Source organism: Sphingopyxis sp., assembly GCF_035565275.1.
In the GTDB taxonomy this organism is placed as follows: Bacteria; Pseudomonadota; Alphaproteobacteria; order Sphingomonadales; family Sphingomonadaceae; genus Sphingopyxis.
Map to the genome: position 1 here is coordinate 1 of NZ_DATMST010000061.1, position 22,488 is coordinate 22,488.

General features: G+C 65.3%; 22 protein-coding genes. 16 read left to right on the forward strand and 6 right to left on the reverse strand.

The features are described 5' to 3' along the window. Both VN047_RS04280 and VN047_RS04285 read left to right on the forward strand, forming a co-directional pair. On the forward strand, positions 1–987 hold a 987-nt coding region (locus tag VN047_RS04280), incomplete at its 5' end, for a serine hydrolase (protein ID WP_325540359.1). 4 nt (positions 988–991) lie between these two features. Next, complete coding sequence (locus tag VN047_RS04285) at positions 992–1,303, forward strand: hypothetical protein (RefSeq protein ID WP_325540362.1); 312 nt, start codon at positions 992–994, stop codon at positions 1,301–1,303. 4 nt (positions 1,304–1,307) lie between these two features. Here VN047_RS04285 and VN047_RS04290 read toward each other — a convergent pair whose 3' ends face one another. Then, entirely contained in the window at positions 1,308–2,438 is a 1,131-nt protein-coding gene (locus tag VN047_RS04290; protein ID WP_325540364.1) for a M23 family metallopeptidase, read from the reverse strand. 203 nt (positions 2,439–2,641) lie between these two features. Here VN047_RS04290 and sucC point away from each other — a divergent pair, with 203 nt between their 5' ends. The 11 genes from sucC (at position 2,642) to VN047_RS04345 (ending at position 14,622) form a co-directional block, all read left to right on the forward strand. Further along, a complete protein-coding gene (gene sucC / locus VN047_RS04295) occupies positions 2,642–3,850 on the forward strand; it encodes an ADP-forming succinate--CoA ligase subunit beta (protein ID WP_325540366.1) in 1,209 nt (402 codons plus the stop codon). A 232-nt stretch (positions 3,851–4,082) separates the two neighbouring features. Further along, complete coding sequence (locus tag VN047_RS04300) at positions 4,083–4,832, forward strand: electron transfer flavoprotein subunit beta/FixA family protein (RefSeq protein WP_325540368.1); 750 nt, start codon at positions 4,083–4,085, stop codon at positions 4,830–4,832. Continuing rightward, on the forward strand, positions 4,829–5,758 hold the full coding sequence (locus VN047_RS04305) for an electron transfer flavoprotein subunit alpha/FixB family protein (protein ID WP_325540370.1): 930 nt from the start codon (positions 4,829–4,831) through the stop codon (positions 5,756–5,758). The genes VN047_RS04300 and VN047_RS04305 overlap by 4 nt, the downstream gene beginning before the upstream one ends. A gap of 9 nt (positions 5,759–5,767) precedes the next feature. Further along, on the forward strand, positions 5,768–7,090 hold the full coding sequence (locus VN047_RS04310; RefSeq protein ID WP_325540372.1) for a DUF389 domain-containing protein: 1,323 nt from the start codon (positions 5,768–5,770) through the stop codon (positions 7,088–7,090). Positions 7,091–7,273: 183 nt separating this feature from the next. Then, on the forward strand, positions 7,274–8,470 hold the full coding sequence (locus VN047_RS04315; protein WP_325540374.1) for a serine hydrolase domain-containing protein: 1,197 nt from the start codon (positions 7,274–7,276) through the stop codon (positions 8,468–8,470). Between the two features lie 61 nt (positions 8,471–8,531). After that, entirely contained in the window at positions 8,532–9,515 is a 984-nt protein-coding gene (locus VN047_RS04320) for a cupin-like domain-containing protein (protein WP_325540376.1), read from the forward strand. Between the two features lie 53 nt (positions 9,516–9,568). After that, complete coding sequence (locus VN047_RS04325) at positions 9,569–10,456, forward strand: energy transducer TonB (protein WP_325540378.1); 888 nt, start codon at positions 9,569–9,571, stop codon at positions 10,454–10,456. A 104-nt stretch (positions 10,457–10,560) separates the two neighbouring features. Next, on the forward strand, positions 10,561–11,892 hold the full coding sequence (locus VN047_RS04330; protein ID WP_325540380.1) for a phosphotransferase family protein: 1,332 nt from the start codon (positions 10,561–10,563) through the stop codon (positions 11,890–11,892). After that, complete coding sequence (locus VN047_RS04335; RefSeq protein ID WP_325540382.1) at positions 11,889–12,446, forward strand: hypothetical protein; 558 nt, start codon at positions 11,889–11,891, stop codon at positions 12,444–12,446. The genes VN047_RS04330 and VN047_RS04335 overlap by 4 nt, the downstream gene beginning before the upstream one ends. 8 nt (positions 12,447–12,454) lie before the next feature. After that, entirely contained in the window at positions 12,455–13,288 is an 834-nt protein-coding gene (locus tag VN047_RS04340) for a TIGR04222 domain-containing membrane protein (protein WP_325540384.1), read from the forward strand. A 44-nt stretch (positions 13,289–13,332) separates the two neighbouring features. Further along, complete coding sequence (locus VN047_RS04345) at positions 13,333–14,622, forward strand: acyl-CoA dehydrogenase family protein (protein WP_325540386.1); 1,290 nt, start codon at positions 13,333–13,335, stop codon at positions 14,620–14,622. Positions 14,623–14,641: 19 nt separating this feature from the next. On the opposite strand, the gene VN047_RS04350 is transcribed toward VN047_RS04345, so the two are convergent. Genes VN047_RS04350 through VN047_RS04360 form a run of 3 tightly spaced genes read right to left on the reverse strand, consistent with a single transcriptional unit; the run spans position 14,642 to position 16,047 of the window. Further along, positions 14,642–14,971, reverse strand: a complete 330-nt coding sequence (locus VN047_RS04350) for a multidrug efflux SMR transporter (RefSeq protein WP_325540388.1) — start codon at positions 14,969–14,971, stop codon at positions 14,642–14,644. A gap of 14 nt (positions 14,972–14,985) precedes the next feature. Beyond that, on the reverse strand, positions 14,986–15,297 hold the full coding sequence (locus tag VN047_RS04355; RefSeq protein ID WP_325540390.1) for an alkylphosphonate utilization protein: 312 nt from the start codon (positions 15,295–15,297) through the stop codon (positions 14,986–14,988). A 3-nt stretch (positions 15,298–15,300) separates the two neighbouring features. Then, positions 15,301–16,047, reverse strand: a complete 747-nt coding sequence (locus tag VN047_RS04360) for a methyltransferase (RefSeq protein ID WP_325540392.1) — start codon at positions 16,045–16,047, stop codon at positions 15,301–15,303. Positions 16,048–16,172: 125 nt separating this feature from the next. Here VN047_RS04360 and VN047_RS04365 point away from each other — a divergent pair, with 125 nt between their 5' ends. Next, positions 16,173–17,912, forward strand: coding sequence for a D-aminoacylase (locus VN047_RS04365; RefSeq protein ID WP_325540394.1), 1,740 nt, complete (start codon positions 16,173–16,175; stop codon positions 17,910–17,912). Positions 17,913–17,928: 16 nt separating this feature from the next. On the opposite strand, the gene VN047_RS04370 is transcribed toward VN047_RS04365, so the two are convergent. Further along, positions 17,929–19,281 (reverse strand): hypothetical protein, encoded by a 1,353-nt coding sequence (locus VN047_RS04370; protein WP_325540396.1) that lies wholly within the window; start codon positions 19,279–19,281, stop codon positions 17,929–17,931. A gap of 10 nt (positions 19,282–19,291) precedes the next feature. Continuing rightward, on the reverse strand, positions 19,292–20,566 hold the full coding sequence (nhaA, locus tag VN047_RS04375) for a Na+/H+ antiporter NhaA (protein ID WP_325540398.1): 1,275 nt from the start codon (positions 20,564–20,566) through the stop codon (positions 19,292–19,294). Between the two features lie 134 nt (positions 20,567–20,700). Here nhaA and VN047_RS04380 point away from each other — a divergent pair, with 134 nt between their 5' ends. Next, positions 20,701–22,125, forward strand: a complete 1,425-nt coding sequence (locus VN047_RS04380) for a glycosyl transferase family protein (protein ID WP_325540400.1) — start codon at positions 20,701–20,703, stop codon at positions 22,123–22,125. Further along, a partial coding sequence (locus VN047_RS04385; protein ID WP_325540402.1) for a hypothetical protein occupies positions 22,122–22,488 on the forward strand: 367 nt, incomplete at its 3' end. The genes VN047_RS04380 and VN047_RS04385, both read left to right, overlap by 4 nt.

Here is a 22,488-nt window from a genome sequence, read left to right on the forward strand (position 1 = left end):
CAGCCGGTGCGATCGGCGATGCCGCGCCCCGCCGGCCCGATCGATCCCGGCTTCCGCCGCGCGCCCGCCGGCCTTAATGACCGCATCTATGCGCTGTGGCGCGCCTTCCCCGGAAAGACGGGTATCGCGGTCCAGCGTATCGACGGCGAATGGGCGCTGGCGCAGCGCGGCGGCGACCTGTTTCCGCAGCAGAGCGTGTCGAAGCTCTGGGTCACACTGGCGGTGCTCGATGCCGTCGATCAGGGACGGATCAGCATGGATCAGCACGTGCGGATCGGGCCCGAGGACCTGACGCTGTTCCACCAGCCGCTTGCGGCGCGCGTCCAGTCCGAAGGGTCGGTGACGATGAGCGTCCGCGACCTGATCGAGACCGCGATCACCCACAGCGACAACACCGCAAACGACAGCCTGCTCCGCACCGTCGGTGGCCCCAATGCGGTACGCGGCTTCATTTCGAAGAAGGATCTGGGGGCGATCCGGTTCGGACCCGGCGAGCGGTTGCTGCAAAGCGGGACCGCGGGGCTGACCTGGCAGCAAAGCTATTCGCGCGGCCGCAATTTCCAGGCGGCACGCGCGGCGCTTTCGCCCGCGGCGCGCCGTACGGCGATGGACAATTATCTCGCCGATCCGGTCGACGGCGCGAGCCCGACGGCGATCGCGAGCGCGCTGACGCGGCTGGCGCGCGGGACGTTGCTTTCGCCTGATTCAACCGACTATTTGCTGGGCGTGCTGAGCCGGACGAAGAGCGGCCCGAAGCGTCTGAAGGCCGGACTGCCGCCCGGTTGGCAATTCCTTCACAAGACCGGCACGGGGCAGGATCTGAATGGCATGACCGCGGGTTATAACGATATCGGTATTGCCACGGCGCCCGACGGCACCCGCTATGCCATCGTCGTCATGCTCGGCAGCACCACCTCGTCGATCCCGGCGCGCATGGCGCTGATGCAGGCTGTGTCGGGCGCGGTCGCCGAATTCCATGGAAAGTAAGACGATGAAGTCATGGGTTGCGGTTCCGCTGCTGCTGTCGCTCACGCTCGCCGCCTGCGCGACGCCGGAGACGCGGCTGCGCAATGGCCTCAACAACGCGGGTCTTTCGAAAGCGATGTCGGCTTGCATGGCCGAACGCATGGTCGACCGGCTGTCGCTCGTCCAACTGCGGCGCCTGTCGGCCCTCGGCAGCCTCAAGGACAAGCACGTCACCGACCTCACGCTCGACCAGTTTTTTCGCAAGGTCCGCGCACTCAAGGATCCTGAAATCCTGACCGTCTCGACGAGTTCGGCCGCACTTTGCGCGTTGCGCTAGGCCTTCAGTCGCCCGGAAAGCGGACCACGAGGTTTGGCGGCGGAAAGCTGTCACGCACGGTTTCGGAACGGTCAGCGGGCGGCCATGTCTCGCCGCGGAAAAAGCTGTCGATTGTTTCATATCGCCCCAGCCGCGTGAGCGACGCGAAAACGTAGGGCTGGCCCTCGGCGCCAAGGATTGACGCGCGATCCGCCAGATGAAAGTGCAGATGCGGGGCGCTGGCCTGGCCGGTGAAGCCGAGGAAACCTATGACGTGTCCCGCCTTGACGCGGTCACCCACCTCGACCGGCGCGCCCTGCTTCAGATGCTCATAGGTCGCGATGCGCCCGCCACCGATGTCGAGCATGACATAATTGCCGCTCGCGTCGGCGATCGCGGGGTTCGTCCGTCCCTTGGCCGTCGCCGGATCGGGTACATCGTCGCGCACCGCAACGATCGTGCCGTCGGCGACTGCCAGCACTGCGGCACCGAAGCCATGATGGTTTGCAGGAATATCGGCATCGCCCGCAGACAGCTTGCCGCTCGCGTCCACCTTCATGAAGTCGATCGCGAAACGGCCAGGCAGGGTTGCCGACCCTTCGGTAGCATAGAAGACCCGGCGATGGCCGCGTTCCATGGCGGGATCATACACAGCGACCCAGGGGCCCCCGCGCAGCGGCGGTGACAGGCGGGGCAGCGCGGCCGTCTCCAGCGTTGCCGCACCGCCCGAAATCGTGAAGTCGGCCTCGTCGGTGTCGATCTTGCTCAGCGTCAGACGGTGCGAGATCGGCTCGCGAGGAAAGGCGGCCGGGACGGGGGCGCCGACATAGACGACGGCGCGGCGGCCGGTTGGAATGATACGCGCGTTGGCTTCAGGTGGTCCGACGAGATCCATCGCCTGAGGCAGCTCGTCTCGGCTATAGGTTTTTAGCGGCGTGTGCCGGTTACCTGCCTCGATCACAAGCCCGTTGAGCTCGACCGGGTGACTCGAGAAATTGGTGAGGTGGAGCTCATAGACGAGCTGGTCGGTCGCGCCGATCCGGACGATTTTCGGCGCCTCGATGACCTGGACATCGAGCGACTGGTTTACCTGGGCCGTCGCGGCGCCCTGACCGGCGAATGCCGATAACGCCAAAACAAGAAGCTTTATCCGCATCTTCGCGTCCCTTATCCCGTAGCTCGACCCCGCCCGGTTATCAGCTCGGGCTCTTGACGTCATCCGGAAGACGGACCGGCTGGCCGCAAGCCTTTGCCATGCACAAGATTATCTGGGGGTCCCGGGGGGTAGAATTGCTGCCAAACTTGTGCTTAGGCGGCGCCGATCCTCCCCTTCCAGAGTCGAAAGGCCCGGCAGACCTCATGAACATCCACGAATATCAGGCGAAAGAACTGCTCGCGAAATTTGGCGTCGCTGTCCCCAAAGGCATCGCCGCGATGAGTGTCGAGGAAGCCGTCGCAGCCGCGAAGCAACTCCCCGGGCCGCTCTATGTCGTGAAGTCGCAGATTCACGCGGGCGGCCGCGGCAAGGGCAAGTTCAAGGAACTCGGCCCTGATGCCAAGGGCGGCGTCCGCCTCGCCAAGACGATCGAGGAAGTCGAAGCACATGCCAAGGATATGCTCGGCAACACGCTGGTGACGATCCAGACCGGCGAGCATGGCAAGCAGGTCAACCGCCTCTACATCACCGACGGCGCCGACATTAAGCAGGAATTCTACCTCGCCTTGCTCGTCGACCGCGCCACCAGCCGCATCGCGGTCGTCGCCTCGACCGAAGGCGGCATGGACATCGAAACCGTCGCGCACGACACGCCGGAAAAGATCCACACGATCACCATCGACCCCGCCACCGGGATCCAGCCCCACCACGGGCGCAGCGTCGCCGCGGCGCTCGGGCTGGAAGGCGACCTCGCGAAGCAGGCGGCCAAGGTCCTCGGCGGTCTCTATGCCGCGTTCCTCGGCACCGATGCCGAACAGATCGAAATCAACCCGCTCGCGGTTTGCGAAGGCGCGAACGGCGACGAACTGCTCGTCCTCGACGCCAAGGTGGCGTTCGATGGCAATGCGATGTTCCGCCACAAGGACCTCGCCGAGCTGCGCGACCTGACCGAAGAAGATCCGGCCGAGGTCGAGGCGTCGGAATATGACCTCGCCTACATCAAGCTCGACGGCAATATCGGCTGCATGGTGAACGGCGCGGGCCTCGCGATGTCGACGATGGACATCATCAAGCTCAACGGCGAATTCCCCGCCAACTTCCTCGACGTCGGCGGCGGCGCTTCGAAGGAAAAGGTGACCGCAGCGTTCAAGATCATCCTCAAGGATCCCGCCGTGAAGGGCATCCTCGTCAACATCTTTGGCGGCATCATGAAGTGCGACATCATCGCCGACGGCATCGTCGCCGCGGCGAAGGAAGTGAACCTTTCGGTTCCGCTCGTCGTCCGCCTCGAAGGCACGAACGTTCAGGAGGGCAAGGACATCCTCGCCAATTCGGGCCTGCCGATCGTTGCGGCAAATGATCTTGGCGATGCGGCACAGAAGATTGTCGCCGAGGTTCGCAAGGTCGCGTGATAGAGAATTGCCTCTCCCCTCGGGGAGAGGCGGCCAGACTTGGCAGCTTGCTGCCCGGTCGCAGCGGTGAGGGTGGCAACGTCCAGACCTCACCAAGCCCGACTAGGTCTTTCGGGCCAAGTCTTCCTATCCTCTCCCTCAAGGGGAGAGGAACCAGGGACTGCTAGTTGACGTTTACGTAAACGCCAATTATGGCGCAGTGCACAATTCTTCGAGAGGAGCTTTAAAAGCTATGAAAATCCTCGTCCCCGTAAAGCGGGTGCTCGATTACAACGTGAAGCCGCGGGTCAAGGCCGACGGCACGGGCGTTGACCTGGCCAATGTGAAGATGTCGATGAACCCGTTCGACGAGATCGGTGTCGAAGAAGCGATCCGCCTCAAGGAAAAGGGTGTCGCGACCGAGGTCGTCGCGGTTTCCGTCGGCCCGGCGAAGGCGCAGGAAACGCTCCGCACCGCGCTCGCGATGGGCGCCGACCGCGCGATTCTCGTCCAGACCGATGACACCGTCGAGCCGCTCGCGCTCGCGAAGATCTTCAAGGCGATCGCCGATGCCGAACAGCCGGGTCTCGTGATCCTCGGCAAGCAGGCGATCGACGACGACAACAACCAGACCGGCCAGATGCTCGCCGCGCTGACGGGTTGGGCGCAGGGCACCTTCGCCAGCGCGGTCAATGTCGATGGCGACAGCGTCAACGTGACGCGCGAAGTCGACGGCGGTCTCGAAACGGTGAAGCTGAAGCTTCCGGCGATCGTGACCACCGACCTTCGCCTGAACGAGCCGCGCTACGCCTCGCTGCCGAACATCATGAAGGCGAAGTCGAAGCCGCTCGATACCAAGACCCCCGCCGATTACGGCGTCGACACCGCACCGCGCGTCAAGGTGGTCAAGGTCAGCGAACCCGCCGCCCGTTCGGCCGGCGTCAAGGTTGCCGATGTCGATGAACTGGTTGCCAAGCTCAAGGCTCTGGGAGTGCACTCATGAAAACTCTGGTTTGGGTCGAACATGACGGCAGCGCCGTCAAGGACGCCACGCTCGCGGTGGTCACCGCCGCGTCGAAGCTCGGCGAAGTTCATCTGCTCGTCGCCGGTTCGGGCGTCGATGCGGTCGCCAAGGAAGCCGCCGGCATCGCCGGCGTCGGCAAGGTGCATGTCGCCGACAACGCCGCCTTTGCGAACAACCTTCCCGAAAATATCGCGCCACTCGTCGCCGACCTGATGGGCAGCCACGACGCGTTCCTCGCGCCGGCAACGACCACCGGCAAGAATATCGCGCCGCGCGTCGCAGCCTTGCTCGACGTGATGCAGATCTCGGAAATCCTGTCGGTCGAGGGTCCGAAGACCTTCACCCGCCCGATCTACGCCGGCAATGCGATCGCGACCGTCGAATCGTCGGATGCGAAGCTGGTTCTCACCGTTCGCGGCACTGCGTTCGACAAGGCCGCGACCTCGGGTGGTTCGGGTTCGATCGAAGCCGTGGGCGCGGGCAGCGATGCCGGCATCTCGAGCTTCGTCGGCGCCGAAATCGCCAAGTCGGAGCGTCCCGAGCTGACCTCGGCGAAGATCATCGTGTCGGGCGGCCGCGCGCTCGGTTCGAGCGAGAAATATGAAGAAGTCATCGTGCCGCTCGCCGACAAGCTCGGCGCCGCGCTCGGCGCATCGCGCGCCGCGGTCGATGCGGGCTATGTCCCCAACGACTATCAGGTCGGCCAGACCGGCAAGATCGTCGCGCCGCAGGTCTATTTCGCGATCGGCATCTCGGGCGCGATCCAGCATCTCGCCGGGATGAAGGACTCGAAGACGATCGTCGCGATCAACAAGGACGAAGACGCCCCGATCTTCCAGATCGCCGACTTCGGTCTTGTCGCCGATCTCTTCAACGCGGTTCCCGAACTGACCGGGAAGATCTAAGCGGCTTCCGTGGCCGGTAATCATCCCGGGGTGCCCGGACCGGGCGACGCGCCGTTCAACGCCGGCGGTCGCCGCGCGGCACAGAAAGACGAAAATGACGCAGCGGCCGGGGGCGACGCCCACGGCCGCTCGTTGATTCTGGCGAGCGTCGCGCGCGATGCGCGGCTCGACAAAAAATTCCTTCTGCTGATTATTTTGGCGGCGGCGATCGCGACGCTCGGCCTGCTGCAAAGCTCGACCGCGGTCGTCATCGGCGCGATGCTCGTGTCGCCATTGATGGGACCGATCATGGGGCTCGGCTTCGGTCTCGCAACGATCGAAAGCAATCTGATCAAGCGCTCGCTGATCACCCTCGCCGCCGGCACAGCGGTCGCGATCCTCGTTGCGATGCTGATCATCTGGCTGTCGCCGATCAAGGACGTCACGCCTGAACTGCGCGCGCGGACCCAGCCGACCCTGCTCGACCTTGGCGTCGCGGTGGTTGGCGGAATCGCGGGCGTCTATGCGATCATGCGCAAGCTGTCAGGCGTGATGGTCGGCGTCGCGATCGCGACCGCGCTGGTGCCGCCGCTCTCCACCGTGGGTTTCGGTCTTGTCACCGGGCGATTCGACTTCGCGCTCGGCGCCGCGCTCCTGTTCCTCACCAACACGCTCGCCATCGCTTTCGCCGCGACGATCGTCGCGCGGCTCAATCATTTCGGCCCGTCGCTGACGCGCCAGCACACCGCGATGCAGGTTGCCGGAATCGTCGTAACGCTCGGCATCCTGTCGATCCCGCTCGCGCTGACGCTCAACAGCCTCGCGGGCGAAGTGCGCGCGCGGTCGGTGGTGCAGGCCGAGCTGCGGTCGTTGCTCGGCGAAGGCGACCGCGTCGACAGCCTCAATGTGCGGGTCGAAGGCGATGCGGTGGCGGTTGACGGGGTTGTACTCGTAGATCGCTATGCCGGCCGACTCGATAACAAGCTCGCGGCAAAGATCCGCGGCGAGCTCGACCGCGACGTGCGGGTCAACATCGTCCAGTTGCGCCAGCAGACCAACGCCGCGGTGCAGGTCGAGGAACAGCTCAACCGCCGCATTGCGACGCTCGAAGAGCGCGAGGAGGCCAGCCGCGCTATCCTTGCGGGCCTGACTGTCGGCGAATTGTTGCCGCGCGAGCGCGTGCTGATCGACGCGCAGGCGCGCCGCGTCATCGTCCAGCGCGACCGCGACGCGGAGGGCGAGCAGGTCGCCGCCGCGATCGACCGGATCATGATATCGGTGCAGGCAGGACATCCCCGATGGTTGATCCAGAACGGCAGCCTGGCCGCCGTGGAACCCGCGACGGCCGAATAGTCGCAAACCTATTCACATCGCTGCCGAGTTGACCTGCCGGGCCGAACCCTGTGAGATACCCCGAACCGGCGCTCGTCCGCCGGACAGGGGAGAAGAACCATGCGCGCAGCGGCAATCGCTTTGGCCATGCTTTCGGCCGCGGTCGCATTTTCGTTCTCCGCATCGCCCGCGCGGGCGCAGGCCATGTCCGTCGAAACGTCGAAGATCGACAGGGCGCGGATCGACGCTGCGCTGAAAGCGATGATCGCGGATGGCCGCGCTGCGGGCACCTCGGCATTGATCTGGCAGGACGGACGCGAGGTCTATTTCGGCAGCGCCGGCATGGCCGACCGCGAAGCCAGACGCCCGATGCGCCGTGACACGATCGCGCAAATCTATTCGATGACCAAGCCGGTGACCGGCGTCGCGCTGATGCAGCTTTGGGAGGCGGGCAAGTTCCACCTCGACGATCCGTTGTCGAAATATCTGCCCGAATATGCCGAGATGCGCGTCTATGCGGGCAGGGATGCAGCGGGCCAGCCGCGCTATATCGCTGCCGGACGTCCGATCACCGTCCGCGACATCATGCGCCACACCGCGGGCTTCGCCTATGGCGCGGGGCCGACGCCCGCGCACGACGCCTATGTCGCCGCCGACCCGCTCGCACTGACGATCCCGCTGGCCGAGGCGAGCCGGCGGCTGGCGGGGGTGCCGTTGCTTTTCCAGCCGGGTACCCGGTGGGAATACAGCATCGCGGTCGATGTGCAGGCGGCGCTGGTCGAGAAACTGTCGGGTCAGCCCTTCGCTGCCTATGTCCACGCCCATATCTTCGAACCGCTGAAGATGGCCGACACCGCGTGGCGCCAGCCCGATGCGAAGTTGCCGCGCTTCGCGGCGATGAATGTGAAGAGCGGCAGCGAGCTCGTCCAGCAGGATGCGGCCGAGGCGCAGAAGCTCAATTTCCGGGACAATGCGTTGACCCCGGGCGGCTTCGGGCTTGCTTCAACGCTTGACGATTATCAACGTTTTGCGCGGATGTTGCTGAACAAGGGCGAGCTTGATGGCGTGCGCATTCTCAAACCCTCGACCGTAAAGCTTATGGCGACCGATCAGCTCGATCCCGCGATCACCGAACGCGCGTGGCTGCCGGGCAAGGGTGCGGTCGGCTTCGGCTTCGACGTTGCCGTCCGCAAGGCATCGCCGCAGACGCCGGAGGAGAATCGCGGCGCGGTCGGGGAGTTTTTCTGGGATGGCGCCGCCTCGACCCTGTTCTGGGTCGACCCCGCCAACAAGCTGACCGCGGTCTTTTTCGTGCAGACGATGCCCTATGACGGCACGCTGCACCGCGATTTCCGCGCTGCGGTCTATGGCCCGGACTATCGGGGGCCCGCAGGCGACTAGATACTGGCCCCGGACGTCATCCATCTGTCATAATCATGTTCTTCAGCGGTGGGGGAGGTTCATGATGTCGCAGTCCGACAAACGCGTTCTAATCGCCGAAGGCCTCGCGGCGGGCGACGACGATGCCGCGCTGCACGCGCGGCTGGTCGCGTCGGGGGTGTCGGCCGCATCGGCCCGATACGAGATCGACCGGCTGGGCAAGGATCCGATGGCGGCGATGCTGCGACGGCAGGCGGCGCGCATGGCGAAGCAGGGCTGGCTGCTCGCCAATCAGGAGCGGCTGGCGCGCGAGGCCGATGGCGGCTTTGCCCTCGATACGCTGCAGGCGCCCGATACCGATTATTTCTATCGCCATTACTACGAAGCGAACCGGCCCGCGAAGCTGACCGGCATCGTCGATCACTGGCCCGCGCTGACACGCTGGTCGCTCGATCATTTCGCGCGCGTCGCCGGCGATGCCGTCGTCGAGGCGCAGGTCGAGCGCGAGCGCGATCCCGATTACGAGCTGGCCAAGGACGACCACCGCCGCCTCGTCCGCTTTGCGGATCTGATCGACTGGCTTCGCAAAGACGAGCCGAGCAACGACGTCTATCTGACCGCCTATAACAGCGGAACGAACGCCGCGGCGCTGAGCATCCTGTGGGACGATCTGGCGCCGGTCGACCTGCTCGACGACCGGGGAGCACGCGACGGGTTCTTCTGGCTGGGGCCGAAGGGGACGCTCACGCCGTGGCACCACGACCTCACCAACAACCTGCTCGTACAGGTGATGGGGCGGAAACATGTACGGATGGCGCCGCCCTGGGCGCTCGATCGCATGCGGAACAGCCGTCACTGTTTTTCCGATTGGGGCAATGAGGCTTTGGCCGGCGCGAGTTCTCCCGTGCTTGAAACAGTCCTCAAGCCGGGCGAGGCGATCTTCCTCCCGGTCGGATGGTGGCACCAGATCGAGGCGCTCGATCTTTCCGCGAGCATGAGCTTCACCAGCTTCCGCCGGCCCAACGCGCATGTCGAGGATTATGTATCGTGGGGGACCATCGGATGAGATTGCCTTTATAGCGCGATTCTATAAATTTATCCCTGTCGGAGGAGGGAATCATGGCACGCTGTTTCGCTTGTTTGACCGGGGCTGCGGTGGTCGCCACTGCCGCGCCGGCGCATGCCGGGGATATGTTGCAGCTTGCGCCATCGTCGAAGTGGCACGTCAACTATGCCGACGACAGTTGCCGGCTGGCGCGGTCGTTCGGAACGGGGAACGATCAGGTTGTGCTCGTCCTCGACCGGTTCAGGCCGGGGCAGATCGTCCATATGACGCTGACCGGGCGACCGATGACGGTGCACAGTGATATACGCAGGATCACCCTTCGCTTTGGCCCCGACGATCCGGCGTTCGAAAAGGGTTTCACCCCGGGCACCCTCGACGATGGCAAGGCGGCGCTGGTCCTCACCGGCGGATTGTGGATCGCGGGCTATAACCCTGCTTTGGCGGCCGACGAGGAGAGCGAAGGGCCGCGTCGGCACCAGGCCGTCGATCCGGCGCTCTACGAGCGGATCCGTTTTCTTGACCTCCAAATCCCCGGTAAGCAGGCGATTCGGCTGGAAACCGGATCGATGGCGAGCGCCGAAAAGATACTCGCGGCCTGCACCGACGACCTGTTGCGCGGCTGGGGTATCGATGCCGCGGCGCACAAGTCGCTCTCGCGGCGGGTGGCCCCGGTCGGCAGTCCCGGAGACTGGATGAACAGGAAGGACTATCCGCGCGAAATGCTGCGCGGTCGATATCAGGGCTTGGTGCATTTCCGCCTGATCGTCGACGAGCAGGGCAAGCCCCGCAGCTGCCATATCCAGCAATCGACGCGGCCAAAGGAGTTCGACGACGCGGTGTGCAAGGGGATGATGACGCGCGCGCAGTTCGAACCCGCACTGGACGCGGCCGGAAAACCCGTCGCCTCCTATTATGTCAACAGGGTGCGGTTCAAGATATAGTGCCTTCGCCGGGATATCGCGGCGGCCCGCATTGTCGCGTATCCCTTGCGGCCTGACAGGATTGGCGGCTTGCGCTCGGGTCGCATAATCCGCACCATCACCGCATGAACGATTTTCCTGCCCTGCTGTCCGCCGTGATGGCCCGCATTGCCGGACCCGGCGCGCTTGGCGGGCTGGCCCGCCTGTCGGGCGGGGCCAATATGGAAAGCTGGGCGTTCGACTGGGCAGGTGGCGGCTATGTGCTGCGCCGCGCGCCGTCGGCCGACTATATGGCGGGACGGCCTTATGACCACGCCGACGAGGCGGCACTCGTGATGGCGGCCCGCGCATCGGGGGTCAGGGCGCCCGAGGTCGTCGGCATTTTGGCAGACGGCGACGGCATGGGCACCGGTTATGTAATGCGCCGCGTTGTCGCCGAGGTGAATCCCGCGACGATACTGGCCGACCCGCCGCCGTCGCTGCTCGCCGATCTCGGGCGCGAGCTGGCGCATATCCACGCGATTGCCGCCGATGCGATCCCGGCGGCGATCCCGCTGATGGATACGGGCAAAGCGCTGGCCGAACTGAAGGCACGCTTTCTTTCCTACGGCGGAGACCGGCCGGCGATCGCGCTCGCGATCCGCTGGTGCGAGGATCATCTGCCGGCACCCGCGCCCGCCGTGCTCGTCCATGGCGACTATCGGATGGGCAATATCATGGTCGATGCGGACGGGCTTGCCGCGGTGCTCGACTGGGAGCTTGCGCATCGCGGCGACGCGCACGAGGACCTCGCCTTCGGCTGCATGCCCGTGTGGCGTTTCGGCCGGATCGACCGGCCGGCCTTCGGCGTCGGTCCGCTCGAGGATTATTTTGCGGCGTATGAAGCCGCGGGCGGGGCGCCGGTCGACCGCGACCGTTTTCGTTTCTGGCTGGTCTACCGCACGCTCTGGTGGGCGCTCGGCTGTTTGCAGATGGGGCAGGCGTGGCGCAGCGGGGCTGATGCAACCGTCGAACGTGTCGTCGTCGGACGGCGCACCGCCGAGCAGGAACTCGATCTGGTCCATCTGCTCGGCGAAGAGGCGCCGGAGGCCGAACGGACGAGGGCGTTGCCCGCTTCGCCGTCATCCGCCGTCGCGCCCGCCGGCGAACCGGCCAACCGCGAGATGGTGCAGGCGGTGCGCGACTGGCTGAATGATGACATCAAACCCGCTGCCGAAGGGCACGCGAAGTTTCAGGTCGCGGTTGCGATGAACGCACTCGGCATTGTGATGCGCGACCTCGACGCCGGAGTGTGCGCCGGGAACAAGGCGCTCGCGGACGCGCTGCTGTCGGGCTCGACGACGCTGGCCGAGCCCGGCCTGCTCGCGGTGATGCGGCGCGCGGCGCTCGACAAATGTGCGGTCGACAGTCCCAAATATGCCGCGCTTGAACGCGCGCGGACGCTCTGGGGCGGATGAACGCGGGAACCCATCCGCTGTGGCCCTTGCTTGCGGCCTATCGCGTCGGTCCCGATGACGCGGCCTTTTCATTCGAGGCGCGACTGGCGCGCGAGAATGGCTGGACCGCCGAACATGCCGCGCGCGTGATGGACGAATATCGCCGTTTCCTGTTTCTCGCCGCGGTCGCGGGGCATCAGGTCACCCCGCCGGACGCGGTCGATCAGGCGTGGCACCTTCATCTGACCTATAGCCGCGATTATTGGGACCACCTGTGTGAAGAGATACTGGAAAGGCCGCTGCATCACGGACCGACCGCCGGCGGCAATGACGAGCAGCATCGCTATTTCGCCCAATATGCGGACACGCTCGCAAGTTACGAGCGCTGGTTCGACGCATGTCCGCCCGCCGACATCTGGCCCGATGCGCACCGGCGGCTGGTCGTCGACCCGCGCGCGGTGCGCGTATCGACCATCGATCACTGGATCGTGCCCAAGGCGGCGGTGCGGCGTGGTGCGGCCCTGTTCGCTGTGATAGCCGTGACGCTGATCGCACTTTGGTTCGTCGCAGGATGATGGGAGGAATGATGGACAATCCACTCGACTGGCACGGTCCGGCGTTCCTTTTCCTCTATTTCATCCTGTTTGTCGCCGCCTGGAGATTGGCGGTGATCATTCCGCGACGGCTTCGCCCGTCGGGGCAGTCGGCTGGAACGCCCGATGACGAGACACTCGCCTTTCTCGCGGGGCATGCGCCGCGTCTGGTCGAGGCTGGCGTTGCGCGCTTGCTCGCTTCGGGTGCGCTGGTGATACAGGAAGGCAAGCGCTTCCTTCGCGGCAGCGGGGTCCCGGGCGGCGCCAGCCTCGATCGCGCGCTGCTCGCGGTGTCGATGCCCGCAAGCTGGGATGATTTCGCCAAGGCGGCAAAGCCGCACGCCGAAGCGATCGAGCGCCGGCTGATCGCGAGCCGCCTGCTGATCGATCGCGGCGAAGCGCGGCGGATCGGACTGGTCGCGGCGTTGCCGTTCACCGGACTTTTCCTGTTCGGGAGCGCCAAGCTGATGGTCGGTCTGTCGCGCGACAAGCCGGTCGGGTTCCTGATTGCCTTTCTGGTCGTCACGCTGATCGCGATCCTGATCCGGATCTTTGCCGTCGACCGGCGCACCGGGGGCGCGGTCGAAGCGGTCGCGTCGGCGCGCGAGCGCCACGAGCGGCTCCGTCGCGCGCCGACGACCGACGAGACGGGCCGCGCGGTCGCGCTGTTCGGAACGACCGTGCTCGCGGGGTCGGCCTTTGCCGCGCTCCACCAGATGCGCACGCAGAGCGATAGCGGCTCGGGGGGCGGAGGTGATGGCGGCGGCGACGGCGGTGGATGCGGCGGTGGTGGCTGCGGCGGGTGCGGGGGCTGCGGCGGCTAGAACACCGGCTATGCCGGTGCATCATTCAGGACGGAGAGCGATTGATGGATTTTGCGATGCCCGCCGACTTGCAGGCGTATCTCGACGAACTTGATGCCTTCATCGCGGCCGAGATCAGGCCGCTCGAACTGGCCGATGACAATATCCGCTTCTTCGACCATCGCCGCGAGCACAGCCGCACCGACTGGGACAATCAGGGGCTGCCGCGCCATGAGTGGGAACAGCTCCTGAAACAGGCGACGCGCAAGGCCGATGCCGCGGGCCACTGGCGCTTCTCGGCGCCGAAGAAATATGGCGGCAAGGACGGGTCGAACCTGTGGATGGCGGTGATCCGCGAACATTTCGCCGCGAAAGGCCTGGGCCTCCACAATGATCTGCAGAACGAGCACAGCATCGTCGGCAATTTCCCGTTCGTCGAAATGTTCGAACAGTTCGGCACGAGCGACGAGCAGAAGCAGGAATTCATTCTCGGCGGGTTCGAGGGGAACCGCCGTACCGCGTTCGGGCTCACCGAACCCGATCACGGATCGGATGCGACCCACATGGAAACGCGCGCGGTGCGAGAGACGCGGGGCGGTGTCGACGGCTGGCTGATCAACGGGCGCAAGATGTGGATCACCGGCATGCATGTCGCGACGCATTGCGCGACCTTCTGCCGCACGAGCGGCGATGACGGCGATGCGAAGGGCATTTCGTGCCTGCTCGTCCCGACGGGCACGCCGGGAATGACGGTCGATGAATATATGTGGACCTTCAACATGCCGACCGACCATCCCCGAATGACCTTTACCGACGTCTGGGTGCCCGACAGCGCGCGGCTGGGCCCGGTCGATGGCGGGTTGTCGATCGCACAGAGCTTCGTCCACCAGAACCGCATCCGGCAGGCGGCGTCATCGTTGGGCGCGGCGGTCTTCTGTATCGAGGAAAGCGTGCGCTACGCCCGGGAAAGGAAGCCGTTCGGCGAAGCGCTGGCGAAGAACCAGGCGATCCAGTTCCCGCTCGTCGAACTGGCGACGCAGGCCGAGATGCTGCGCCTGCTGATCCGCAAGACCGCGTGGGACATGGACAATACCCCGCACAAGGAGATCGAACGCACGCTCTCCGACAAGGTCAGCATGTGCAATTACTGGGCGAACCGGCTTGTCTGCGAGGCGGCCGACCGCGCGATGCAGGTCCATGGCGGCATCGGCTATTCGCGCCACAAGCCGTTCGAGCATATCTATCGCCACCACCGCCGCTACCGGATCACCGAGGGCGCCGAGGAAATCCAGATGCGAAAGGTTGCAGCCTACCTCTTCGGATATCTGGGGCCGAGGAAGGGCCTGTTTTCCTGAACGCCCGAGCGCCCGTCCGTCAGTGCGCGGCCGTCTTCGACCAGATGTTCATCACCGCCACCCCCGCAACGATCAGCGCCATGCCGATCATCGCGGGCGCGTCGAGGCGCTGACCCTGAAAGATCCAGGCGACGGTCGCGATCAGCACGATGCCGACCCCCGACCAGATCGCATATGCGATGCCGGTCGGAATGTCGCGCAGCGCCAGCGACAGGAAATAGAAGGCGACGATATAGCCTGCTGCCATGATCAGCGACGGGCCGAGGTTCCGGAAACCGTCCGACTGTTTGAGGAAGGAGGTCGCGATCACTTCGGCGACGATGGCGATGGTGAGATAGAGGTAGTGCAATTGGCGGCCCCTGCCTAACGCTTCCGTACGAACTCGGCGCGCAGCACCAGCCCCTTGATGCCGTCGTGACGGCAATCGATTTCCTGATCGTCGCCGGTCAGGCGAATCGACTTGATCACCGTGCCGACCTTCAGCGTCTGGCCCGCACCCTTCACCTGCAGGTCCTTGACCAGAACCACCGAGTCCCCGTCGCTGAGCAGATTGCCGACCGCGTCGCGGACATCGGGACCCGCCGCCGCGGCCGCCGCCCGGTCGCGTGCTTCGCTCGCGGACAGCCACTCGCCGCTGGCCTCGTCATAGACATAATCTTCGTCGTTGCTGGTCATATCTTATCCCGGTTTGCGGAAGCGCAGGGTGAACTGATCGGTCTTGCCGCGGATTTCCTTGTCGAAGACATTGGCGCTACGCGGATCGGCGGGGCGGCGATAGAGGTCGCTTTCGGCTTCGAGCTTGAAACCCGCCTTGGTCAAGGTTGCGACCACTGCATCCTTGTCGATCCGGTGCAAACTGTCCGACAGCGTTATGCCGCTGCCGTCGGCGGCGCTATGGTCGACGATCACCAGTGTGCCGCCGGGCTTCAGCGCCGCGAACAGCGCCGCGCTCGCCTTGTCGCCCGTTCCCTCGGGAAAGGGCTTCAGATACAGATCGTGGAAATTCTGCACGGTGATGATCGTGTCGAGCGGCACGGGAAAGGCGGGCGCGGCGAAGGGACCGGCGACAGCATCGACATTGGCATAGGCGGCATCGACCGCGGCCTGATCGTCGCCATATTGTTTCTTGAACGCGATGAACTCGGCGGGCTGGAAGGCATAGACGCGTCCGGCGGGGCCGACTGCGGCGGCGAGAAGGCGGGTGACATAGCCGCCGCCCATCACGAAATCGCCGACCTGTTCGCCGGGGGCGACCTGCGCGAAAGCAAGCAGTTCGGCGGGCTTGCGCACCGCGTCGCGGTCGCGGTCGGCGGCGGGACGCGCGGGGTCGGCGAGCGCGGCACCATAATCGGGCGTGGCAGGCTGCTGCGCTGCGAGCGGGACGGTCGCGGCGAGGAGAAAGGCGAAGGAAAGCGAACGGAACATGACGGCGACTCCTGTTGCTTGACCCTGCCATCATAGCGCCTTGCCGCAGCCCGGGCGCGCTTATTTGCATCTCGCGATTTTGATGATAGGTTTTTCGGTGAAACTAAAAAATCGGGAGAGCGGACATGCATGATCTGGTGATTCGCGGCGGCACCGTCGTCGATGGTTCGGGCGGCGCGCCCTTTGTCGCGGACGTTGCGGTCGATGGCGACCGGATCGTCGCGATTGGCGAAAACCTCGATTCCGGACGCGAAGAGATCGACGCTGCGGGCAAGATCGTCACCCCCGGTTTCGTCGACGTTCACACCCATTATGACGGGCAGGCGACGTGGGACGCGGAAATGGCGCCGTCGAGCTGGCACGGCGTCACCACTGTCGTCATGGGCAATTGCGGCGTCGGCTTCGCCCCCGCCAGGCCCGACCGCCACGACTGGCTGATCAGCCTGATGGAAGGCGTCGAGGACATCCCCGGCACCGCACTCGCCGAAGGCATGTCGTGGGATTGGGAAACCTTCCCCGAATATATGGACGCGCTCGAAAAACTGCCGCGCACCGTCGATGTCGCCTGCCACGTCCCGCACGGCGCCGTGCGCGCCTATGTGCTCGGCGACCGCGAAAAGCCCGGCGCGATCCCGACCGATGCGGACATCGCCGAAATGTCGCGGATCGTCGAGGAAGGGGTGCGCGCGGGGGCGCTCGGTTTTTCGACCAGCCGTACCGTGCTCCACAAGTCGGTCGACGGCGAGCTCGTCCCCGGCACCACCGCGACCGCAGAGGAACTGATCGCGATCGGCCGCGCGATGGGGCGCGTGGGTTACGGCGTGTTCGAAATGGCGAGCGACATGAAACGCGAGTGGAACGAGTTCCAGTGGATGGGCGATTTGAGCCGCGAGACCGGGCTGCCGGTGACCTTCGCCGCACTCCAGTCGATCGCCAAGGAACTGCCGCTCGAGGAACAGATCTCGGAAATGCGCAAACAGAATGCGACCGGCGCGAACATCGTCGCGCAGATCGCGCTGCGCGGCAACGGCATCATCATGGCCTGGCAGGGGACGGTGCATCCGTTCCGCTTCAAGCCCGCGTGGAACGAGATCATCGACTTGCCGTGGGAGCAGCAGCTGGCGAAGCTCAAGGACCCGGCGTTCAGGGCGCGGATGATCGGGGAGGAGAATGTCTGGCCCGAAAGCGATATTCTCGATTTCCTGAAGGTCGTTGCCCTCGGCTGGCCGGTCCATTTCGAAATGGACCCCGACTTCAACTACGAACCGAAGATGGACGAGAGCATCATGGCGCGCGCCGCGGCCGCCGGGGTCTCGCCGTCCGAATATGCCTATGACCTCCTCATGAAGGACGATGGCAAGGGCTTCATCTATTTCCCGATTTTGAACTATCGCGACGGCAACCTCAATTTCCTCGAGGATCTGCAAGCGTCGGACGATACGGTCAACAGCCTGTCGGATGGCGGCGCGCATTGCGGGACGATCTGCGACGCCGCCTCGCCGACCTTCATGCTCCAGCACTGGGTCCGCGACCGTGCGGGCAAGCGCATCGCGCTAGAGCACGCCGTGAAGCGCCAGTGCCGCGATACCGCGCTGCTCTATGGCCTCGAGGATCGCGGCGTCCTCGCGCCGGGCTATCTCGCCGATCTGAACGTCATCGACATGGATGCGATCAAGCTCGGCAAGCCCTGGCTCGCCTTCGACCTGCCTGCGGGCGGCAAGCGGTTGCTGCAAAAGGCCGACGGCTATGTCGCGACAATCAAGTCGGGCGTCGTGACCTTCAGGGACGGCACGATGCAGGGGCCGACGCCGGGCGGCGTGATCCGCGGTCCCCAGCGCGTCGAAATGGCGATGGCGGCGGAGTAATCCGCCGCCTCGCGCGTCACCGTGCGAGCAAATCGGAAGGCAGCGTCGGTTCGCTGACGATCCTCGCCATGCGCCGCCACATCTCGTCGCGCGACGGCTTGCCCCGCTCGACCCAGGCGCGCACCATCGTTTCGCCAAGGCCGTAGTTGATCACATAGCTGCGATACTGGTCGGTGAAGCTCACCGACTGTTCGGCGCGTTGGGGCGAGACAAGCATGTATTTTTGCGTCAGCGCGACCGCCGTCGGCCGGTCGATTTCGCCGTCGAGATATCGCTGCGCGATCGTTAGCCGTGCCCCCGACGCACGCTTGATCGCGGCGAGTAGTTGCCAGTAACGGTCGTCCGACGGCACCGCGATCTCGGCGATGGGCATCAGCACGTCGCGCTCGGTATCGGCCTTGCTGCTCGCGGGAAAGGCAAGGTCGATGCCGTAGTTGGCGCTGCCTTCGGCGATCAGGCTTTGGGGACTGTAGAGCGGATAGACGCTGAATTCGGCCCAGCCGCGCTCCTTCACAAGCTTTTCCTCAAGCTTCATGTTGAGCAGATGATGCCCCGGATAGCCTTCGTGGCACCCTAGATCGAGTGCGCGCGACAGGCGGATCGGCAGGTCGGTGTTGACCTGGATCAGGCTGTGATAGCCTCCCTGATAATAGTTGTACCCGCTCCAGCTCTTGCCGGTGACGAATTCGAGGCGGAAGCTCTCGCCTTCGGGCATCGGGATATGTGCCATGCTCCGCCCGCGGCATCGCGCGATCGCGGCGTCGAAGGTCTTTTGCAGACGGTCTTTGGGGATAGTGAAGGCATCGAGATACGCCTCGACCCGGTCGGCGAGCGCGCCTTCGCCGGGGACGAACGCCTCGATCTTCGCGAGTTCGGGATCGTAGCTTGCGAGCGGCTGGAGGCGCGGGCGCACCCCGAACAACCGCTCGGCCTCGTCGGCGAAGGTGAAGCGCGTACCCTGCATCATCATGAGCCGGGTTTCGGCGGCGCGAAGCTGGGCGCGCAGGAAGGTCGCGCGGCGCTTTGCCAGCGGATCGGATATCCGCCGCACTGCCAGATCGACCTGCGTCATCAACGCGCGTGTCGCGGCGAGCAAGGCGGGTTTGTCACGGGGCGCCGCCTCGGCCGCCTTTTGCAGTTCGGGCGGACCATAATAGGCGTCGATGTAGCCCGGCTCATGCGTCCCGATTTCGAGGCTGAGCCGCAGATAGGATGTGGCGATCTCGTCGAGCGCCTTCGTCGATGCTGCGGTTCGGCGGACGTCGAGCGTCGCAACGCCAGGTTTCGCGGCAGTAGCTTTGGGGCCCGCGGCGGCACATCCCGCAAGAAGCGCGGCGGCGGCCAGCGAGAGCGAAATCGGACTGTTCATCGTTGGCTGTCTAGCCATGGCCTTCGGAGGTGTCACGCACATCGCCGTCGGCGGTGATCTCCGCATCGGATTCGCTCTCCACCGCGCCATGTTCGGGGTGGAGCGGTGCGAGGCGCAGTATCGCAAACCCCGTCAGCGCCGCAGCGAGCGATCCCATCAGGATACCGATCTTCGCTTCCTCGACCAGCAGCGCTTCACCCGGAAAGGCGAGCCCGCCAATGAACAGGCTCATCGTAAAGCCGATCCCGCACAGCATCGCGACGCCGTAAACCTGCAGCCAGGTCGCCCCGCGCAGGCGGCCCGCGATGCCGAGTTTGACCGAAAGCCAGACGCTGCCGAAAATGCCGATCTGCTTGCCGACGAACAGGCCTGCGGCGATACCGAGCGGTAGCGGCGCGAAAATCTGGTCGATTCCCAGCCCGCGGACGTCGACCCCGGCGTTGGCGAAGCCGAACAGCGGCACGATCGCAAAGGCGACCCACGGATGAAGGCCGTGTTCGAGCCGGTGCAGCGGCGAATGCTGGCTGTCGGGCGCGCCGGGAGTGCGCTCGAACGGGATCGCCATCGCCGCGAGCACCCCGGCGATCGTCGCATGGACGCCAGAGAGCAGCATCGCGTACCAGAGCAGCAGGAACAGCGTCAGATAAACGCCAAGGTGCTTCATTCCGCTCCGGTTGCACGCAAACATGACGCCGAGGATCGCCGCTGCCGCGCCCAGGGCGATCAGGTTGATCTTCGCGGTATAGAAGAGCGCGATGATCGCGACCGCGCCCATGTCGTCGACGATCGCAACGGTGACGAGGAAGAGCTTGAGCGAGGTCGGCGCGCGTTTTCCGAGCAGCGCGAGCACCCCCATCGCAAAGGCGATGTCGGTCGCCGCGGGGATCGCCCAGCCGCGGGCGAGCCCCTGCGTCCCGCTTGCGAAGAGCATGTAGATCGCCGCGGGCACCGCCATCCCTGCCGCCGCTGCAATGAAGGGCAGCCGCCGCCGGTCCCAGCTGGCGAGCCGGCCGTCGACGAACTCGCGCTTGATCTCGAGCCCGACGAGCAGAAAAAAGATCGCCATCAGCCCGTCGTTGATCCACAAATGGACGGTCATCGGGCCGAGTTTGTCGGTGAGCACGGGGCCGGTTACCGCATGGATCGTGTGCTGATAGGGTTCCGCGAACGCCGAATTTGCGACAATCATCGCCAAAATGGCTGCGATAATCAGCAGCATGCCGCCGGCGCTTTCGCTTTCGAGAAAGTCGCGCAAGGCCGAACGGGGCGGAAAACGGGGGTTCATCGGTCGATCAAGTCTTTCATTCGGCGAGGATTGGCCGACTGTCTACCGGCAGGCCCCCCGCTTTACAAATCGACCTCACCGGGTAGCAATATCTGCGGGAGTGGCATGACGCCACAGTGGGGCGGACTAGCAGGGTGGAGCTGTCGACCGCATGGCTGGAATGGCTGGTGATGGGGGCCGGCCACGAACTGATGCTGTTCGCATCGGTCGGAATCCTGCTGATCGGGCTCGACGATCTGATGTTCGATGCGCTTTGGCTGGCGACGCGCCGGCGGCGCGAACCGCCTACCGCATCGAAGCCGCCGCTTGATGGGCGCTTCGCGGTCTTCGTACCCGCATGGGACGAAGCGAAAGCGCTGCCCGCGATGCTGTGCCGGACGCTCGCGGCCTGGGAGAACGAGGATTTTCGTCTCTATGTCGGCTGCTATCCCAACGATGCCACGACGCTCTTCGCCATCTCGCCGCTCGCCGCTCGCGACCGTCGATTGCGGCTCGTGATCGGCGAGCGCGAAGGGCCGACCACCAAGGGTGACAATCTCAACCGGCTGTGGGCGGCGCTGTGCGAGGATGAGAGGGCCGAAGCCGAGCGCTTCGCCGCCGTCGTTCTCCACGATGCCGAGGATCATGTACACCCGGACGAACTCGCGCTCTATCGTCGCTATCTGGGCGAAAATGCGATGGTGCAAATCCCGGTCGCGCCGATGATCGAGCGCGGGTCGCGCTGGATCGGCGGCCATTATGGCGACGAGTTCGCCGAGGCGCATGGCAAGGAACTTGTCGTCCGGTCGCGTCTCGACCTGCCGCTACCCTCTGCCGGGGTGGGCTGCGCGCTGACCCGGCGCGCGCTCGCGCTATTGGCTATCGAGCGCGGGGGCGACCCGTTTCGCTGCGATAGCCTGACCGAAGACTATGAAGTCGGCATGCTGATCGGTGCCTATGGCCTCGGTACACGTTTCATCGATACGACCGGACCGACCGGCGAGCGTATCGTATCGCGCGGTGCGTTCCCTCGCGAGATCGAAAAGGCCGTGGTGCAGAAGTCGCGCTGGGTTGCGGGGATTGCGCTCGCGGGGTGGGACCATCTCGGCTGGCCAGGATCGCGGCTGCATTCCGCGGGGCTTCCCGCCAGCCGCGCTTGGCTCGCGCGCTGGATGCTGTGGCGCGACCGTCGTGCCCCGCTCGCCGCGCTCATCCTCCTTGCCGCTTATGCCGGACTGATGGTAACCGCGCTCGGCTGGACCGGGCAATTTCTGTTCGGCTGGAAGGCAATTGCCATCGGCGACGGCCTTCGGCTCCTGCTCGCCTTCAACGCGCTGCTGCTGATCTGGCGCATGGGGATGCGCGGCCATTTCACGGCGCGATGGTACGGCCCCGGAGAGGCGGCCATGTCGTTGCCGCGTTCGATCGTCGCGAACATGATCGCCATGCTCGCGGCGCGCCGCGCGATCATCCTCTACTGGCGGATGCTGCGATCGGGCGAGGTCGTGTGGGACAAGACCGACCATCCGGAAAGCGCCCCGGTTCGTGAGGATGCTTTCTTGCGGCGTACGGCGCGATGATGCTGCGGCGCGCCGACGTGCGCCGTGACGCGCCCGCGCTGCGTTTCCTGCTGTTCTGCGTCGGGGGCTGGATTGCGCTCCGGCTCCTGATGGTCTGGAATCCGGCGGTACCGCCGCCTGATGCCGTCAAGGCGCCCTGGACCGTTCCCGCTCCCCTTGCAGCGGCCGATGCATCGCCGATGAGCCCGCGGCGAACGAATAGGGGGGATGCGGTCCCGGCAACGGCACGCGCGGACGGGCCGCCCACGCTGGCTGGCGTCGGAGTGCTCCCACGTGAGCCGGTCGGTGTCGAAACGCGAACGCCCTCCGTTCACGGCCTGGGCGCCGATCGCCACAGCCTCCGCCTCGCGCTGATGGCCCGGC

Excerpts from the sequence above, each read along its gene's own strand:
- VN047_RS04365 (WP_325540394.1), top strand. The coding sequence starts at position 16,173 with ATGCATGATCTGGTGATTCGCGGCGGCACCGTCGTCGATGGTTCGGGC.
- VN047_RS04315 (WP_325540374.1), top strand. The coding sequence starts at position 7,274 with ATGTCCGTCGAAACGTCGAAGATCGACAGGGCGCGGATCGACGCTGCG.
- VN047_RS04285 (WP_325540362.1), top strand. The coding sequence starts at position 992 with ATGAAGTCATGGGTTGCGGTTCCGCTGCTGCTGTCGCTCACGCTCGCC.
- VN047_RS04305 (WP_325540370.1), top strand. The coding sequence starts at position 4,829 with ATGAAAACTCTGGTTTGGGTCGAACATGACGGCAGCGCCGTCAAGGAC.
- VN047_RS04320 (WP_325540376.1), top strand. The coding sequence starts at position 8,532 with ATGATGTCGCAGTCCGACAAACGCGTTCTAATCGCCGAAGGCCTCGCG.
- VN047_RS04360 (WP_325540392.1), bottom strand. The coding sequence starts at position 16,047 with ATGTTCCGTTCGCTTTCCTTCGCCTTTCTCCTCGCCGCGACCGTCCCG.
- VN047_RS04300 (WP_325540368.1), top strand. The coding sequence starts at position 4,083 with ATGAAAATCCTCGTCCCCGTAAAGCGGGTGCTCGATTACAACGTGAAG.
- VN047_RS04325 (WP_325540378.1), top strand. The coding sequence starts at position 9,569 with ATGGCACGCTGTTTCGCTTGTTTGACCGGGGCTGCGGTGGTCGCCACT.
- VN047_RS04330 (WP_325540380.1), top strand. The coding sequence starts at position 10,561 with ATGAACGATTTTCCTGCCCTGCTGTCCGCCGTGATGGCCCGCATTGCC.
- VN047_RS04345 (WP_325540386.1), top strand. The coding sequence starts at position 13,333 with ATGGATTTTGCGATGCCCGCCGACTTGCAGGCGTATCTCGACGAACTT.
- VN047_RS04335 (WP_325540382.1), top strand. The coding sequence starts at position 11,889 with ATGAACGCGGGAACCCATCCGCTGTGGCCCTTGCTTGCGGCCTATCGC.
- VN047_RS04340 (WP_325540384.1), top strand. The coding sequence starts at position 12,455 with ATGATGGACAATCCACTCGACTGGCACGGTCCGGCGTTCCTTTTCCTC.
- VN047_RS04370 (WP_325540396.1), bottom strand. The coding sequence starts at position 19,281 with ATGAACAGTCCGATTTCGCTCTCGCTGGCCGCCGCCGCGCTTCTTGCG.
- nhaA (WP_325540398.1), bottom strand. The coding sequence starts at position 20,566 with ATGAACCCCCGTTTTCCGCCCCGTTCGGCCTTGCGCGACTTTCTCGAA.
- VN047_RS04290 (WP_325540364.1), bottom strand. The coding sequence starts at position 2,438 with ATGCGGATAAAGCTTCTTGTTTTGGCGTTATCGGCATTCGCCGGTCAG.
- sucC (WP_325540366.1), top strand. The coding sequence starts at position 2,642 with ATGAACATCCACGAATATCAGGCGAAAGAACTGCTCGCGAAATTTGGC.
- VN047_RS04355 (WP_325540390.1), bottom strand. The coding sequence starts at position 15,297 with ATGACCAGCAACGACGAAGATTATGTCTATGACGAGGCCAGCGGCGAG.